We start from the raw sequence: 14,259 nt of genomic DNA, 5'->3' as shown, positions 1-14,259 counted from the left end.
AATGGGCGCCTCTCCCAAGGCGGCTCAGGGACGCGGGAGGGCACCACAGGACGCGAGCCAAGGCCGCTGGTCAATGGGGGCACAGGGACCCACGTCGCCAAGCACGGACGCACTGAGGGACGCGGATCCCCCACCCCGCTGCGTCCCACGACTCCGGTCGCAGGTCACAGGCCTCAACGCAGGGTACGCCATTCACGCATGTCACATGTCGCCGATGGCGCCTGTCCCCGCAAGGCACACGGTTGCCCACTGCCTGTCGCCGGGCCGCACCACGCCTGACGCAGACACGACGGGGAACGCGTGGCGACGCCCCCGACCGTTCCGACATCCCGCACCGCGTCGAGCGCGGCACCCGGAGCCGGTCTGCCCAGCACCTGCCCCGGCCCCGCCCAGCACGCGGCCCAGCCACGCCCGCCACCCGACCGGGCCACGCCCGCCACCCGGCCCAGCCACGCCCGCCACCCGACCCGGCCACGAAACGGGACCCCGGACACACGAGAGCCCCCGTGTGGATCACCACACGGGGGCTTCGCTGAGAGTGGGTCTCAGTGCTGGATCGGAGCCGCGATGGCGGCCGCCGAGTCCGGGATCTTCGAGGCGGACTCGCCCCGGAAGACGAACTTGGCGTTGTCGCCTTCCCCCTCGACCGTCACCTTCACGACCTGCCCCGGCCGGAGCTCACCGTAGAGGATCTTCTCCGACAGGGAGTCCTCCAGCTCGCGCTGGATCGTCCGCCGCAGCGGCCGGGCGCCCATGACCGGGTCGTAACCGCGGTCGGCCAGCAGCTGCTTGGCCTCGGGCGAGACGTCGAGCCCCATGTCGCGGTCCTTCAGCCGGGCGTCGACCTGGGCGAGCATCAGATCCACGATCTGGATGATCTCCTTCGGCGTCAGCTGGTGGAAGACCACGATGTCGTCGACACGGTTGAGGAACTCCGGCCGGAAGTGCTGCTTGAGCTCCTCCTGGACCTTGCCCTTCATCCGCTCGTAGTTGGACTCGGTGTCGTTGGACTTCGCGAACCCGACCCCGATGCCCTTGGAGATGTCGCGGGTGCCGAGGTTGGTGGTCATGATGATGACCGTGTTCTTGAAGTCGACCACCCGACCCTGGGCGTCGGTCAGGCGACCGTCCTCCAGGATCTGCAGCAGCGAGTTGAAGATGTCGGGGTGGGCCTTCTCGATCTCGTCGAACAGGACCACGGAGAACGGCTTGCGCCGCACCTTCTCGGTGAGCTGGCCGCCCTCCTCGTAGCCGACGTAGCCGGGAGGCGAGCCGAACAGCCTGGAGACGGTGTGCTTCTCCATGAACTCCGACATGTCCAGGCTGATCAGAGCGTCTTCGTCGCCGAAGAGGAACTCCGCCAGAGCCTTGGACAGCTCGGTCTTACCGACACCGGAGGGACCCGCGAAGATGAACGAGCCACCGGGACGGCGCGGGTCCTTCAGGCCGGCGCGGGTGCGCCGGATGGACCGCGACAGGCCCTTGATGGCGTCGTCCTGGCCGATGATCCGCTTGTGGAGCTCGTCCTCCATGCGGAGCAGGCGCTGCGACTCCTCTTCGGTCAGCTTGAAGACCGGGATGCCGGTGGCCGTCGCCAGGACCTCGGCGATGAGCTCCTGGGTGACCTCGGCCACGACGTCCATGTCGCCGGCCTTCCATTCCTTCTCCCGGCGCTCGCGCTTGAGCTGCAGCTGCTTCTCCTGGTCGCGGAGGGCAGCGGCCTTCTCGAAGTCCTGCGCGTCGATCGCGGACTCCTTGTCGCGGCGCACGTTGGCGATCTTCTCGTCGTATTCGCGCAAGTCCGGCGGAGCGGTCATCCTGCGGATGCGCATCCGGGAACCGGCCTCGTCGATCAGGTCGATCGCCTTGTCGGGCAGGTAGCGGTCGCTGATGTAGCGGTCGGCCAGCTGCGCCGCCGCCACCAGCGCGTCGTCGGTGATGGACACCCGGTGGTGTGCCTCGTAGCGGTCGCGCAGACCCTTGAGGATCTCGATCGTGTGGCTGAGCGAGGGCTCGGCCACCTGGATCGGCTGGAAGCGTCGCTCCAGCGCGGCGTCCTTCTCGAGGTACTTACGGTATTCGTCGAGCGTGGTCGCGCCGATCGTCTGCAGCTCGCCGCGGGCCAGCATCGGCTTGAGGATGCTGGCGGCGTCGATCGCGCCCTCGGCGGCGCCCGCACCCACGAGCGTGTGCAGCTCGTCGATGAACAGGATGATGTCGCCGCGCGTGCGGATCTCCTTGAGCACCTTCTTCAGGCGCTCTTCGAAGTCACCGCGGTAGCGGGAGCCGGCGACCAGGGCGCCGAGGTCAAGCGTGTAGAGCTGCTTGTCCTTCAGCGTCTCGGGCACCTCGCCCCTGACGATCTTCTGCGACAGGCCCTCGACGACGGCGGTCTTGCCGACGCCGGGCTCGCCGATGAGAACGGGGTTGTTCTTGGTCCTCCGGGAGAGGACCTGCATGACCCGCTCGATCTCCTTCTCGCGGCCGATCACCGGATCCAGCTTGCCCTCGCGGGCAGCCTGGGTCAGGTTGCGGCCGAACTGGTCGAGCACCAGGGAGGTCGACGGCGCGGACTCCTGCGGACCGCCCGCCGCGGCCGGCTCCTTGCCCTGGTAACCGTGGAGCAACTGGATGACCTGTTGCCGGACACGGTTGAGATCAGCTCCAAGCTTGACCAGCACCTGGGCGGCCACACCTTCACCCTCGCGGATGAGCCCGAGCAGGATGTGCTCGGTGCCGATGTAGTTGTGGCCCAGCTGCAAAGCCTCACGGAGCGACAGCTCGAGGACCTTCTTGGCCCGCGGGGTGAAGGGAATGTGCCCCGACGGAGCCGACTGGCCCTGGCCGATGATCTCCTCGACCTGCTGGCGCACACCCTCAAGGCTGATGCCCAGGCTCTCCAGAGCCTTGGCGGCAACGCCCTCACCTTCGTGGATCAAACCAAGAAGAATGTGCTCAGTGCCGATGTAGTTGTGGTTGAGCATCCTGGCCTCTTCCTGGGCCAAGACGACAACACGCCTCGCTCGGTCGGTGAACCTCTCGAACATCTCGTCGCTCCTCACAGAGCGGTCAGTCAGGCCGGTAAATCCGGTCCCGTCATCCCGCATGCTAGCCCTGGCTCGGCGAACCGTGCCCACTCGCCGCTGACACGCTCTATAGCAGAGACGTTCCCCGAGAGCAGGGCGTTCACCCTCCATCCAACTACTGTTCGGGGGTGACGTGTTCCCGATACGCCGCAAGCGAACGATGTTTAAGGTGCATCACAGAGGCGACACTAAATTGCCGCCCGCGGCGTACGCAGATCAACACGGACCGGCCATCGGGCGCTTCGAGCGGGCCGCCGTCGGGACGGCCCTTCGCCCACGCATCTTCGGATGCCGCTGTCAGTATCTGTTACGGAATCATCCTATGTCCCCATGCAATGGTTGGCCAAGTGCGCACACTACGCCCTGAGCATGGCAGGGCACCTACCGCACTCTCATCTAATCCTCATCCGGTCAGCCCGGTTACCGGATCCCATCAGGCACGTCTGTCCGAACAGTCACCTGATTCGCGGGCGACGCGCACAAGCGAGCACGGCATTGTGCGGCACATGCCCTCGGAGCGGGTTTTGCCCTGCGCCGCACGGGCGCGAGTCGAGATCGCGGATTAGCACCGCCGTCGGCGGGGATCGCGGTTTTAGGCGGCGCCGGAGGGTGCGTGATGCCTCATTCAACGTAACGTGCGCCGCTTCCGGCGGCGGCGCCGCTCCGCTCATCCGCAGGCGCCGCTCTCTTGGAACGGACCACCGCGGGGAATCACCATTCGGGCACGCGGAGCACCACACCTTCGCATATGCGGGCGCTCGCCGGCGAAACAGCGCCGGGCGCGGACCGCGACAAGCGGTCAATACGCCCGCATATGCACGAGTCAGAGATCATCCTCCGGGCGTTCCAATATTTGGAATACCCTGGAGACGATCATGCGCTTATGGCGGTCGCCGGGGTCCAAGGCGAACGGCATAAGCGCATGGTCGAGAGCCGACTCTCTCTCAGTGAGCCTGCTCGTACTTCTCGACGACCGTGGAGGCGATTCGGCCTCGCTCGCTGACCGGGAGCCCGTGGGCCTTGGCCCACTGACGGATCTCGGAGCTCTTCTCGCGGCTCATCGCACGGCTGCCGCCGCGACCACGACGACGCGTGGAGGTGGCGCCCGCCCGGCGCGCGTTCTGCACGAAAGGCGAGAGTGCGTCCCTCAGCTTCTTGGCGTTAAGGTCGCTGAGGTCAATCTCATAGGACGAGCCGTCAATAGCGAAGCTGACCGTCTCATTGGCCTCGCCCCCATCGAGGTCATCGATGAGAATCTCCTGGATCTGCTTGGCCATGTACGCAATCCTTTCGCGGGCATTGTTTCATTCGCCTGCCCAAACATATACCCGGAAAGGCGCTGAGACAATTCAGCACAGCGGGGATTCGGCTGACTAGCCGATCAGTTCTGCTTCTCCGCGGGGTCCTGCGGCTTAGGACGGCGTCCCGGGCCCTCGGCTCGGACCAACTTCACTACGCCAAAGATGAAGGCTCCGGCGACCACGACCGGGGGGATGAGCGCCGACAATACGTCTGTTAGGGCTTCCATTCGTCCTCGCCTCCACGGCTAGCGGGGTTTCGGCGGCGCTATAAGCGCCTCAGCGCGGCCTGGAGAGCGCGGGCCCCCATGCAGCGCGAGACGACAACCGCACGCACCCGACCATAGCGGCACACAGCGGCCCTGCGCGTCGCAGGGCACCGACATCCGGCAACCCGGACGCCCCATAGCCTAATGCCAGTCTCTCCAGGCTCCTTACCGGATCAAGCGAAAATTTTGCGAAAAGGCGTCGGCGCAGGCACGGATGGCTCAGCGAAGATCTTTAACCACGCGCGTTCCCGCCAGCCTGTCGTGCGGCCCGCGCTCGAGCGGCTTGTCGATCAGGATGAGCAGACCGACGCCGAACAGCAGCATTCCGGCGAGGAGATTGACGACCGGAATGCCCATGAGCATGAGCGGGCCCGGATAGACCAGGGCTCGTTTCAGCGCCGCTCCAGGCGGCAGCTCGCGCGGTGCCAGGCGAATCCGCATGATCGCCTTGCCGAACGTCCGGCCGTGCCGGTAATGAGCGTGCCAGTCATAGCCGGCATAAGTGAGCCCGGCTCCGAACCAGGCGCACACGCCCGGCAGCCGGCCGTCGGAGACCTCCAACATCCCGACAGTTCGGAAGATGCCCCACAGCGCGATGAACAGAATGTAATAGAAGACCCCGAAGACGAGCGCTTCAATCAGCCGGGCGGCGAGCCGTTCCCACCATTCCGCCGGCGGCGCGTCCGCCCACGGCGGTGTCCCGGCCATAACCTCCACCTCGCGTCAACGGCGTGCAGCTTTCCTTCATTTTGGTACGGGCACGCGGGCAAAACATAGGGGCCGGCGGGAAGCCGGCCCCTATGTTTACGCTTCGTGGACTACTTGATCTTCACGACCACGGTGCGTGCGAACTTGTCCGCGAACGTCTGCTGAAGCGGCTTGTCCCAAAGCATGGACGCGCCGTTCAGGGCGCAGACCACGCCGGCGAGGAGGTTCCCCAGCGGCAGCCAGTAGAGGATGTAGCCACCCCACGTCACGAGCGCACGCTTGAGCGCCACGTCGTTGGGGATGCCGTCCGGTGGCACCGGGCCGCCGACCTGAACGACCTTGATGCCCATGATCATCTTGCCGATCGTCTGGCCCTTCATCTTGTGCATCATGAAGTCGTAGCCGACGTAGATGAGGGTCAGGATGATCGCGATCAGGATGCCGACCACGAAGCCTGTGAACAAGCCTGTGGTTACGCCAGTGGTCGAGTTGTAGCTCGCGGCGAAGATGAGGGTGAAGACCACGGTCACCACGACCATCACGACGCCGAAAAGCACACCGTCGACGATTCTCGCCACCAGTCGCTGCCACCACTCCGCCAGCGGCGCCGGCGCGCCCGGGGGCTGCACGCCGATCGGCTGCCCGTAGGCCTGGCCGTAGCCCGGCTGACCGTAGGCGGCCTGCTGGGGCTGCCCGTAGGCCTGCCCGTACTGCTGGTCGCCGTACTGCTGCTGGCCGTACTGGGGCTGGGCGTAACCGGGCTGGGACTGCTGCTGCTGACCGTAACCCTGCTGCTGACCATAGCCTTGCTGCTGGCCGTAACCGGGCTGGGACTGCTGCTGCTGACCGTAGCCGGGCTGCGACTGCGGCTGCTGACCGTAACCCTGCTGCTGACCGTAATTCGGCTGCGACGAGGGCTGCTGGCCGTAGCTGGGCTGGGACTGCTGCTGCTGGCCGTAACCCTGCTGCTGGCCGTAGCCAGGCTGGGACTGCTGCTGCTGGCCATAGCCCTGCTGCTGAGCGCCGTACTGCCCGGAGGCAGGCTGCTGGCCGTAGCCGGGCTGCGACTGGGGCTGCTGCCCGTAGCCCTGCTGCTGAGCGCCGTATGGCTGACCGTAGCCCTGCTGTTGGCCGTAGCCCTGCTGCTGGCCGTAGTCAGGCTGGGACTGCGCCTGCTGACCGTAACCCTGCTGCTGGCCGTACTCGGGCTGGGACTGCGGTTGTTGTCCGTACTGGGGCTGCTGGCCATAGCCCTGTTGCTGGCTGTGGCCCTGCTGGCCGTACTGGGGCTGCTGGCCGTAACCCTGCTGCTGGCCGTACTGCGGTTGCTGGCCGTAGCCCTGTTGCTGGCCGTAGCCCTGGGGTTGCTGGCCGTACTGGGGTTGCTGGCCGTAGGCGTCGTCCGCCCGGTAGCCGACCACAGTGACGTCGGGATCCGGCTCGCCGGGGTGGCGGCCAGGGTTCTGCTGCCCGTACTGGGGAGTGCCAGGCGCAGAATTCTCTCCGGATTCGTCCTGTGGATACGGCGGCTGTCCGGTGCTCACCGTGTCACCTCGCTTCGAGTGCGCATGTGGCACGTGTCAGGACACATGCCTGTGCTGCCCAACGTATCGACATAGGTATCAACAATCACCTTTCCATCTAGTCAAGGTCCGCGTCACCCGATGTCAGATGGAGCAGCATGCGGGTGTTGCCGAGGGTGTTCGGCTTCACGTGTTCCAGGTCGAGGAACTCCGCGACACCCTCGTCGTACGAGGCCAGCAGTTCGGCGTAGACCTCGGGTGAGACCGGTGTGCCCTGGATCGGGCGGAAGCCGTGCTTCGCGAAGAAGTCGACCTCAAAAGTCAGACAGAATACACGTCGCAGACCCAAATCCTTCGCCTGCTGGATGAGTGCCGAGACGATCCGGTGGCCGATGCCCATGCCCCGGCACTCCGGGTCCACGGCCACCGTGCGGACCTCGGCGAGGTCCTCCCACAGGACGTGGAGCGCGCCGCAGCCGACGACCCGCCCGTCCAGCTCGGCCACCCAGAACTCCTGTACGTCCTCGTACAGCGTCACCGTGGTCTTCTCCAGGAGCCGGGTACCCGCGCCCGCGTAGGTGTCGACCAGGCGCCGGACCGTGCGCACGTCCGGCGTGCGGGCGCGGCGGACCACGACCGCGGTCTCGGGCACTGTCAGTTCGGCCACCTGCTCCATGGCTCTCCAGAGTACAGATGTCATTACGGCTCAGCCCTAACTCCCACGTCCAGCCCAATCCTGCGACATGTCAGGGTCATGTGAGCGGGGGCTCGGCGTCTCCCTGCGTCCGGCTAAACCATGGGCAAAGAGGACATAAGGTCCCTTCTGTACGGTTGATCACGAGATCACCTTGTGACTCTTCAGTTGTGAAACCTCTACAGATCCAGCAGTTCTGGTTGAGCACGAACCCGGAGTGCATTAGTGTCCAGCGACAACGTTCCCCGCGTGTCGCACGCGGGCGACACGCTCAATTCCCGCAAGGGGAGCCGGGGACCCGCCGGTGGCGACCTCCGCGTGCCACCACTGGGGTGAATCCGAGATCTTCGGTAGGGCTGCTCCGGCCCGAACCCGTCAGCTAACCCGGTAGGCGTCGATGAGAGGAGCTGGTTGGTGAAGCGCACGAACCGTAGGGAGAAGTCGGCGGGCACGCATGCCCGCCCTCCGGAACGAGCCAGGCGCCGCCTCGGTGTGGTGAGCGTCACGGTGGCCGCGCTCCTGTTCGCCATCCCCTTCGGTCCGGCCTCCGCCGACCCCAAGCCCTCGCTCAAAGAGCTCTCCGAGCAGGTCGAGAAGCTGCACGTCGAGATCGAGACGCTGACGGAGCAGTACAACGGCCAGCGGGAGAAGTACAAGACCGCACAGAAGGCCGCCGACGCCGCCCAGAAGACGCTGGCGGCCAGCGAAGCCGATCTCGCCGCCAAGCGCGCCAAGGCCGCCCTGCTCGCCCAGAACGCCTACATCACGGGCGGGCTGAGCAAGGCACTGGCGTTCACCTCCTCCGAGGATCCGGAGAAGTTCCTCGACCGGGCCGCGACCACGTACGCGATGGAGCAGGAGCAGGGTGAGGAGGTCAACCAGCTCGCCAAGGCCATGGACGCCGCCGTACGCGCCAGGGAGGGCGCCAAGGCGCGCATGGAGGAGCTGCAGAAGATCGTCGCCGACCTCGACGCCAAGCGTGACAAGATCACCGGGCTGGTGAAGAAGGCCGAGAGCAGCCTGTTCAGGCGGGCCATGGGCCAGGCCGGGTCCGGCGGGCGCGCCGTGCGCATCAACCTGCCGATCCCCGGCAACGGCAAGGCGGCCCAGGCCGCGCGCTGGGCGCTCACACAACAGCTCAAGCCGTACGTCTGGGGCGCCGAAGGCCCGAACTCCTACGACTGCTCGGGCCTGGTCATGGCGGCGTTCCAGCGGGTGGGCATCTCGCTGCCGCACTACACCGGCGACCAGTGGACCGCCGGCCGGCACATCTCGAAGTCCGAGCTGCGCGCCGGCGACCTCGTGTTCTTCTACAGTGACCTGCACCACGTCGGCATCTACCTGGGCGGAGGCATGATGGTGCACGCCCCGCGGACGGGTGATGTGGTGCGTGTCGCGTCGATCGCCAACCGGCCGTACGCCGGCGCGGTGCGGATCGCGGACTGAGCCGTCAGATCAACTGGCGGCGAGCCGCCCAGGCCACGGCCTCGATGGCCGTGGCCACGCCGATGCGGTCGCAGATGCCCCGCAACCGCCTGCGTACCGTCCGCCCGCTGATGTCCAGACGTCTGCCCACACGATCTACCGTTACCCCCTTGGCAAGTTCCGCCAGTAAAGCCAGATCCGCATGGGTCAGCTCAACGCCTTCAGTGAGCACATCCATCGGGAGCCCTCCCCCCCAACAGCAGAACTCGGACCGCGCAACGGGCCAAAGCCGCTCGTCTCGCAGACGGTAAACGCATCCAGGAAAGGCCGTCAAGCGAAACAATCTTCGCTCTTGACGAGCGGCATTGACATGATCCCCCATATGTGAAGCACTCACCATAGGGTGTCGTGATCAATGACGCCCGGGCTGTGATCACATGGCTCGGACCGATACCCCGATCCGACGACAATGGGGTCCGCCGGCGTCCTGGTTTCGGTCATGGCGATCCGTTTCCGCGGTAGCCGTAGGAGCCGATCGACGCGCTGCCGGCGGAGGCGGTCGCCCCCGTTTCCGGCTTCGACCGGTCCCCGCCGGTCATGGTCGTCACCGAGGTCGCCGCTGCGCCGCCGGACGATCACAACGATGCCACCGCTGATGTGAGATCTCCCACGCGGCCTTGACCTGATGCTTACAGACCGGCTGAAGCTGGGGACCGATCGGGCGAGAAAATGCGGCAGGACGCTCAGGAATTGACGGCGTCGTAGTGTTCCCTGGCCCGCTCGACGTCCTCGATGTGCGCCTCGGCCCAGCTCTTGATCGCGCTCACCAGCGGCATCAGGCTCCGGCCCAGCGGGGTGAGCTCGTAGTCCACCCGCACCGGCACCGAGGGCGTGAGCGTGCGCGAGACGAGGCCGTCGCGTTCCAGGAGGCGCAGGGTCTGGGTGAGCATCTTCTGGCTGACGCCCGCGATGCGCCTGGACAGGTCGCTGTAGCGGCACGGGCCCGCCTCCAGCGCGGTGAGCACCAGAGTGACCCACTTGTCGCTGAGGCGGTCGAGCAGCTTCCTGGAGGGGCACTGGGAGAAGTACGCGTCGAACGCCTGCTTGGCCTCCTCACGACGCTCCGCCGCCGTCTTGGTCGTCACCCGTCCTATTCCTTCCGGTAGGTTACGTACTTCTAGGTGCCTTATTACCAGAAGAGAGTAACTCTTCCTAGGGTCGGGGCATGACGACAACGACCATGCGTGCACTCATTGGCGGTTCCGGCGCTCCCCGGCTGGTGGAGGTCCCGGTGCCGCAGGCAGGACCGCGGCAGGTGCGGATCAAGGTGGCGGCGGCCGGGGTGAACCCCTTCGATCTCGCCGTTGCGGCCGGGACGCTCGCGGACTACGGCGTGGCGCGGCGGCTGGACTCGTACGCAATCGGTTTCGACGCGGCCGGGACCGTCGACCAGGTGGGCGACGGGGCGGGCTTCCGCGTCGGCGAAGAGGTCATCGGGCTCGACGCCCGACTGGAGCTGCCCACGAAGGCGCAGGCCGAGTACGTGGTGCTCGACGCAGAGGCGGTGGCGCGGGCACCGCGCGGAGTGTCCGCGGTGGCGGCGGCGACGATCCCGCTCAACTCGCTGACCGCCTGGCAGGCGCTGGACCGGGCCGGAGTGGGGCCGGGGCGGACGCTGCTGGTGACGGGGGCGGCAGGAGCCGTCGGCGGGTATCTGGTGGAGTTGGCCGCGCTGCGGGGCGCCCGGGTGGTGGCCGTGGCCGGGGCCGGCGACGAGGAGCTCGTACGAGGGCTGGGAGCCGAGTGGTTCGTGGCCCGCGGCGACTCCGTTGCCTCGGCGGTACGGGACCACGTGCCGGGCGGTGTGGACGCCGTCGTGGACGCGGCCGTGCTCGGCCTGGCCGCGCTCGACGCGGTGCGGGACGGCGGGGCGTTCGTTACGCTCTCCGCCGGGGTGGCGCCGGTCGGGCTGCGCGGCATCGACGTGGCCACCGTGTTCTTCCGGTCCGACCCCGCGCAGCTCGCGGAGATCGTACGGCTGGTGGAGGCCGGGCGGCTGACGTTGCGGGTGGCGGAGACGTACCCGCTGGAGAAGGCCGCCGACGCCCACGCCCGGCTGGCCGCGGGCGGTGTGCGCGGCCGGCTGGTCCTCGTGCCCTGAGGCGGGCCGGCGGGCACGGCGGGCCGAGCCCGCCGTGTCCGCCGACGGCGGGTCAGTGAGTGGGCTTGACGAGCGGGAACAGGATGGTCTCGCGGATGTTCTTGCCGGTGAAGGCCATGATCATCCGGTCGATGCCGGCGCCCATGCCGCCCGTCGGCGGCATGGCGTATTCCAGCGCCGTCAGGAAGTCCTCATCGAGCTGCATGGCCTCCGGGTCGCCGCCGGCGGCGAGCAGGGACTGCTCCGTCAGGCGGCGGCGCTGGTCGATCGGGTCGCTGAGCTCGGAGTAGGCCGTGCCCAGCTCGGTGCCGAAGCCGATGAGGTCCCACTTTTCCGTCAGCAGCGGGTTGTCACGGTGGAGGCGGGCCAGCGGCGAGGTCTCCAGTGGGTAGTCCATGACGAATGTGGGCTGGATGAGCGTGTGCTCGACGAGTGCCTCGAAGAGCTCCTGGACCAGCTTGCCGGAGCCCCACTTCGGGTCCCACTGGATCTCGCGCCGGTCGGCGATCTTGCGGAGCTCCTCCAGCGTGGTGGAGGTGGTGATCTCCTCGCCGACGGCCTCGGACACCGCGCCGTAGAGCGTGACGCGGGGCCACTGCGCGAGGCCGAGGTCGACCTCGACCCCGTCGTGCACGACCACGGACGTGCCAAGGGCGGCCATGACGGCCTTCTGGTACATCCGCTGCGTCAGGTCGGCCATGTCGTTGTAGTCGAGGTAGGTGCCGTACGCCTCGACCATGGTGAACTCGGGGTTGTGCGTGGAGTCCGCGCCCTCGTTGCGGAAGTTGCGGTTGATCTCGAAGACCTTCTCGATGCCGCCGACCACGAGCCGCTTGAGGTAGAGCTCGATCGCGATGCGGAGGTAGAGGTCCATGTCGTAGGCGTTGATGTGGGTCTTGAAGGGCCGGGCCGTGGCACCGCCGTGGATGGGCTGCAGCATCGGCGTCTCGACCTCGAGGTAGCCCTCCTCGTGCCAGAAGTCGCGCACCGCGCGCACGGTGGCGCTGCGGATGCGGGCCGTCTTCCTGGCCTCGTCGTTGACGATGAGGTCGACGTAGCGCTGGCGGACGCGGGCCTCGGGGTCGGTGAGGCCGACGTGCTTCTCCGGCAGCGGGCGCAGGCACTTGGCGGTGATCTGCCAGCTGTGGGCGAGGATCGACAGCTCGCCGCGGCGCGAGGTGATGACCTCGCCGATCACGCCGACGTGGTCACCCAGGTCGACGTCGCGCTTCCAGCGGGCGAGCGACTCCTCTCCGACCTTGTCCAGCGAGATCATGACCTGCAGGTCGGCCTCGCCGTCCCGGATCGTGGCGAAGCAGAGCTTGCCGCCCACGCGGCTGAGCATGACGCGGCCCGCGACCGCGACCGTGTCACCGGTGGCGGTGTCGGGCTCCAGCCCCTGGTATTTCTCCCTCACCTCGGCGTTGGTGGCCGTGCGGGGGAAATTCACCGGGTAAGGGTCGACGCCCTCGCTGCGAAGGCGGTCGAGCTTCTCCCTCCGGATGCGCATCTGCTCGGGAAGTTCGTCGCTCACACCATCAAAGGGTAGGGGATACGGCGAACTGCAAGGCTCGGTCGGTCCGCTGAAGGAACGTTGCAAGAGCCCTCCCTTATTAATTTCTCACGAGCTCAGGGGGGAGCCGGCAGGGAGCCGGCCCAGGGGAGCTCGAGGAGAGAAAATGTTCAAGAAGATCGCGATCGGCACCCTCGCCGTCGCCGCCACCACGGCTCTGGCCCTGTCGCTTCCGACCGCCGCGTCGGCCAGCTCGCCCGACTACGACGACTACTCCCAGTACTGGGGCGCGACCTACGCCAAGCACGGCCTGGCCAAGGCGCACGGCAAGATCGCCGTCAACTGGGACCACGACGGGGAGTCGAACGAGGTCCACATCTGGGGCAAGCTCTACGACCTGGACAACCGCAGCTATGGCGAGGGCGGCAAGTGCGCGTTCGTGAAGGTGGAGGCCAGCGACTTCGACCACGACTGGTCCCCGGTCGGCTACAAGAAGTACTGCGGCTACCCCGGCTACAAGCCGTTCCACTTCCAGGAGCACGACGTCTACGCCGTGCGGGTGAAGGTCTGCCAGATCGGCCTGCACAGCAACTACCCCAAGAAGTGCGGCTCGTGGGACTACATCTACACCGCCGAGAGCGAGTGACTTCCTCGCGGTCATTTACGCAAGCGGCCCCCTTACCGACAAGAAACCTGCTCATCAGCCTGCCGCCCTACTGTCGTGCCTGGTCAAGACCGTAGCGGCAGGCCATTTAGCAGGTTTCTCATCGGCCCGAGCGGGGGGCCGCTTGTCCTATGTGGCGGCGTTCCTGTTGTAGATCAGCCGCAGGCCGATGAGGGTGAGCCACGGCTCGTGCACGTCGATCGAGCGGGACTCGCCCACCACCAGGGCCGCGTGCCCGCCCGTGGCCACCACGGTCACCTCGTCGGGGTCGTCGGCCAGCTCCGCCGTCATGCGCTCGACGATGCCGTCCACCTGGCCCGCGAAGCCGTAGATGATGCCGGCTTGCAGGGCCTCCACCGTGTTCTTGGCTATCACGGAACGCGGCCTGACCAGCTCGACCTTGTGCAGCTGCGCCCCGGCCGCGGCCAGCGCGTCCACCGAGATCTCGATGCCGGGGGCGGTGACCGCGCCGACGTATTCGCCCTTGGCCGACACCGCGTCGAACGACGTCGCGGTGCCGAAGTCGACGATGACGCAGGGGCCGCCGTACTGGTCGATGGCCGCCAGCGCGTTCACGATGCGGTCGCTCCCGACCTCCTTGGGGTTGTCCATGCGGACGGGCACCCCGGTGCGGATGCCCGGCTCCACGATCACCGCGGTGACGTCGCCGTAGTAGCGGCGGCACATCTCGCGCATCTCGTTGAGCACGCTCGGGACCGTGGAGCAGATGGCGATGCCGTCGATGTCGGCCCCTTTGAGCAGCGGCGACTGCGCCAGCAGCCCTTGGAGCACGACCGCGATCTCGTCGGCGGTGCGGCGCGCGTCGGTGGCGAGCCGCCAATGCTCGATGACGTCCTCGCCCTCGAACAGGCCCAGCACCGTGTGCGTGTTGCCGACGTCGATCGTGAGCAGCATCAA

12 protein-coding genes and 1 riboswitch are annotated in these 14,259 nt (G+C 67.2%); of the genes, 3 read left to right on the top strand and 9 right to left on the bottom strand.

The annotated features are described in order from the left end of the window. Window positions 1–545: 545 nt before the first annotated feature. The 5 genes from ID574_RS14160 to ID574_RS14140 all read right to left on the bottom strand — a co-directional run bounded on the left by ID574_RS14160 (window position 546) and on the right by ID574_RS14140 (window position 7,560). Window positions 546–3,047 (bottom strand): ATP-dependent Clp protease ATP-binding subunit, encoded by a 2,502-nt coding sequence (locus ID574_RS14160; protein ID WP_188189240.1) that lies wholly within the window; start codon window positions 3,045–3,047, stop codon window positions 546–548. Between the two features lie 983 nt (window positions 3,048–4,030). Beyond that, on the bottom strand, window positions 4,031–4,363 hold the full coding sequence (locus ID574_RS14155) for a histone-like nucleoid-structuring protein Lsr2 (protein ID WP_188189239.1): 333 nt from the start codon (window positions 4,361–4,363) through the stop codon (window positions 4,031–4,033). A gap of 509 nt (window positions 4,364–4,872) precedes the next feature. Further along, entirely contained in the window at window positions 4,873–5,361 is a 489-nt protein-coding gene (locus tag ID574_RS14150) for an RDD family protein (RefSeq protein ID WP_188189238.1), read from the bottom strand. A 110-nt stretch (window positions 5,362–5,471) separates the two neighbouring features. Beyond that, on the bottom strand, window positions 5,472–6,905 hold the full coding sequence (locus tag ID574_RS14145) for an RDD family protein (protein WP_188189237.1): 1,434 nt from the start codon (window positions 6,903–6,905) through the stop codon (window positions 5,472–5,474). 97 nt (window positions 6,906–7,002) lie between these two features. After that, window positions 7,003–7,560, bottom strand: a complete 558-nt coding sequence (locus ID574_RS14140) for an amino-acid N-acetyltransferase (RefSeq protein WP_188189235.1) — start codon at window positions 7,558–7,560, stop codon at window positions 7,003–7,005. A 276-nt stretch (window positions 7,561–7,836) separates the two neighbouring features. Beyond that, window positions 7,837–7,987: riboswitch (cyclic di-AMP (ydaO/yuaA leader) on the top strand. 5 nt (window positions 7,988–7,992) lie between these two features. Between ID574_RS14140 and ID574_RS14135 the strand changes: the two genes are divergently transcribed. Continuing rightward, window positions 7,993–9,024: a C40 family peptidase gene (locus tag ID574_RS14135; RefSeq protein WP_188189234.1), complete on the top strand. Its 1,032-nt coding sequence runs from the start codon at window positions 7,993–7,995 to the stop codon at window positions 9,022–9,024. 4 nt (window positions 9,025–9,028) lie between these two features. Here the strand turns inward: ID574_RS14135 and ID574_RS14130 are convergent, their stop codons facing one another. Beyond that, a complete protein-coding gene (locus tag ID574_RS14130; protein ID WP_188189233.1) occupies window positions 9,029–9,241 on the bottom strand; it encodes a LuxR C-terminal-related transcriptional regulator in 213 nt (70 codons plus the stop codon). Between the two features lie 505 nt (window positions 9,242–9,746). Further along, entirely contained in the window at window positions 9,747–10,148 is a 402-nt protein-coding gene (locus tag ID574_RS14125) for a winged helix-turn-helix transcriptional regulator (RefSeq protein WP_188189232.1), read from the bottom strand. Window positions 10,149–10,228: 80 nt separating this feature from the next. Here ID574_RS14125 and ID574_RS14120 point away from each other — a divergent pair, with 80 nt between their 5' ends. Beyond that, window positions 10,229–11,164 (top strand): NADP-dependent oxidoreductase, encoded by a 936-nt coding sequence (locus tag ID574_RS14120; protein ID WP_223166668.1) that lies wholly within the window; start codon window positions 10,229–10,231, stop codon window positions 11,162–11,164. A gap of 52 nt (window positions 11,165–11,216) precedes the next feature. On the opposite strand, the gene lysX is transcribed toward ID574_RS14120, so the two are convergent. After that, the gene (lysX, locus tag ID574_RS14115) at window positions 11,217–12,698 is read right to left on the bottom strand and encodes a bifunctional lysylphosphatidylglycerol synthetase/lysine--tRNA ligase LysX (protein WP_188189231.1); all 1,482 of its coding nucleotides are present in this window, start codon (window positions 12,696–12,698) and stop codon (window positions 11,217–11,219) included. Between the two features lie 145 nt (window positions 12,699–12,843). Between lysX and ID574_RS14110 the strand changes: the two genes are divergently transcribed. Continuing rightward, window positions 12,844–13,323, top strand: coding sequence for a hypothetical protein (locus ID574_RS14110; protein ID WP_188189230.1), 480 nt, complete (start codon window positions 12,844–12,846; stop codon window positions 13,321–13,323). A 147-nt stretch (window positions 13,324–13,470) separates the two neighbouring features. Here ID574_RS14110 and ID574_RS14105 read toward each other — a convergent pair whose 3' ends face one another. Then, the gene (locus ID574_RS14105; RefSeq protein WP_188189229.1) at window positions 13,471–14,256 is read right to left on the bottom strand and encodes a type III pantothenate kinase; all 786 of its coding nucleotides are present in this window, start codon (window positions 14,254–14,256) and stop codon (window positions 13,471–13,473) included. Between the last annotated feature and the right edge of the window lie 3 nt (window positions 14,257–14,259).

Source organism: Nonomuraea sp. SYSU D8015 (genome assembly GCF_008065375.1).
Classification (GTDB): domain Bacteria; phylum Actinomycetota; class Actinomycetes; order Streptosporangiales; family Streptosporangiaceae; genus Nonomuraea.
This window is presented reverse-complemented; position numbering and strand designations above follow the sequence as displayed.

Bases quoted from the DNA above. Each gene is read 5' to 3' on its own strand.
- ID574_RS14155 (WP_188189239.1), bottom strand. From the start codon at position 4,363: ATGGCCAAGCAGATCCAGGAGATTCTCATCGATGACCTCGATGGGGGC.
- ID574_RS14150 (WP_188189238.1), bottom strand. From the start codon at position 5,361: ATGGCCGGGACACCGCCGTGGGCGGACGCGCCGCCGGCGGAATGGTGG.
- ID574_RS14130 (WP_188189233.1), bottom strand. From the start codon at position 9,241: ATGGATGTGCTCACTGAAGGCGTTGAGCTGACCCATGCGGATCTGGCT.
- ID574_RS14110 (WP_188189230.1), top strand. From the start codon at position 12,844: ATGTTCAAGAAGATCGCGATCGGCACCCTCGCCGTCGCCGCCACCACG.
- ID574_RS14140 (WP_188189235.1), bottom strand. From the start codon at position 7,560: ATGGAGCAGGTGGCCGAACTGACAGTGCCCGAGACCGCGGTCGTGGTC.
- ID574_RS14160 (WP_188189240.1), bottom strand. From the start codon at position 3,047: ATGTTCGAGAGGTTCACCGACCGAGCGAGGCGTGTTGTCGTCTTGGCC.
- ID574_RS14120 (WP_223166668.1), top strand. From the start codon at position 10,229: ATGACGACAACGACCATGCGTGCACTCATTGGCGGTTCCGGCGCTCCC.
- ID574_RS14105 (WP_188189229.1), bottom strand. From the start codon at position 14,256: ATGCTGCTCACGATCGACGTCGGCAACACGCACACGGTGCTGGGCCTG.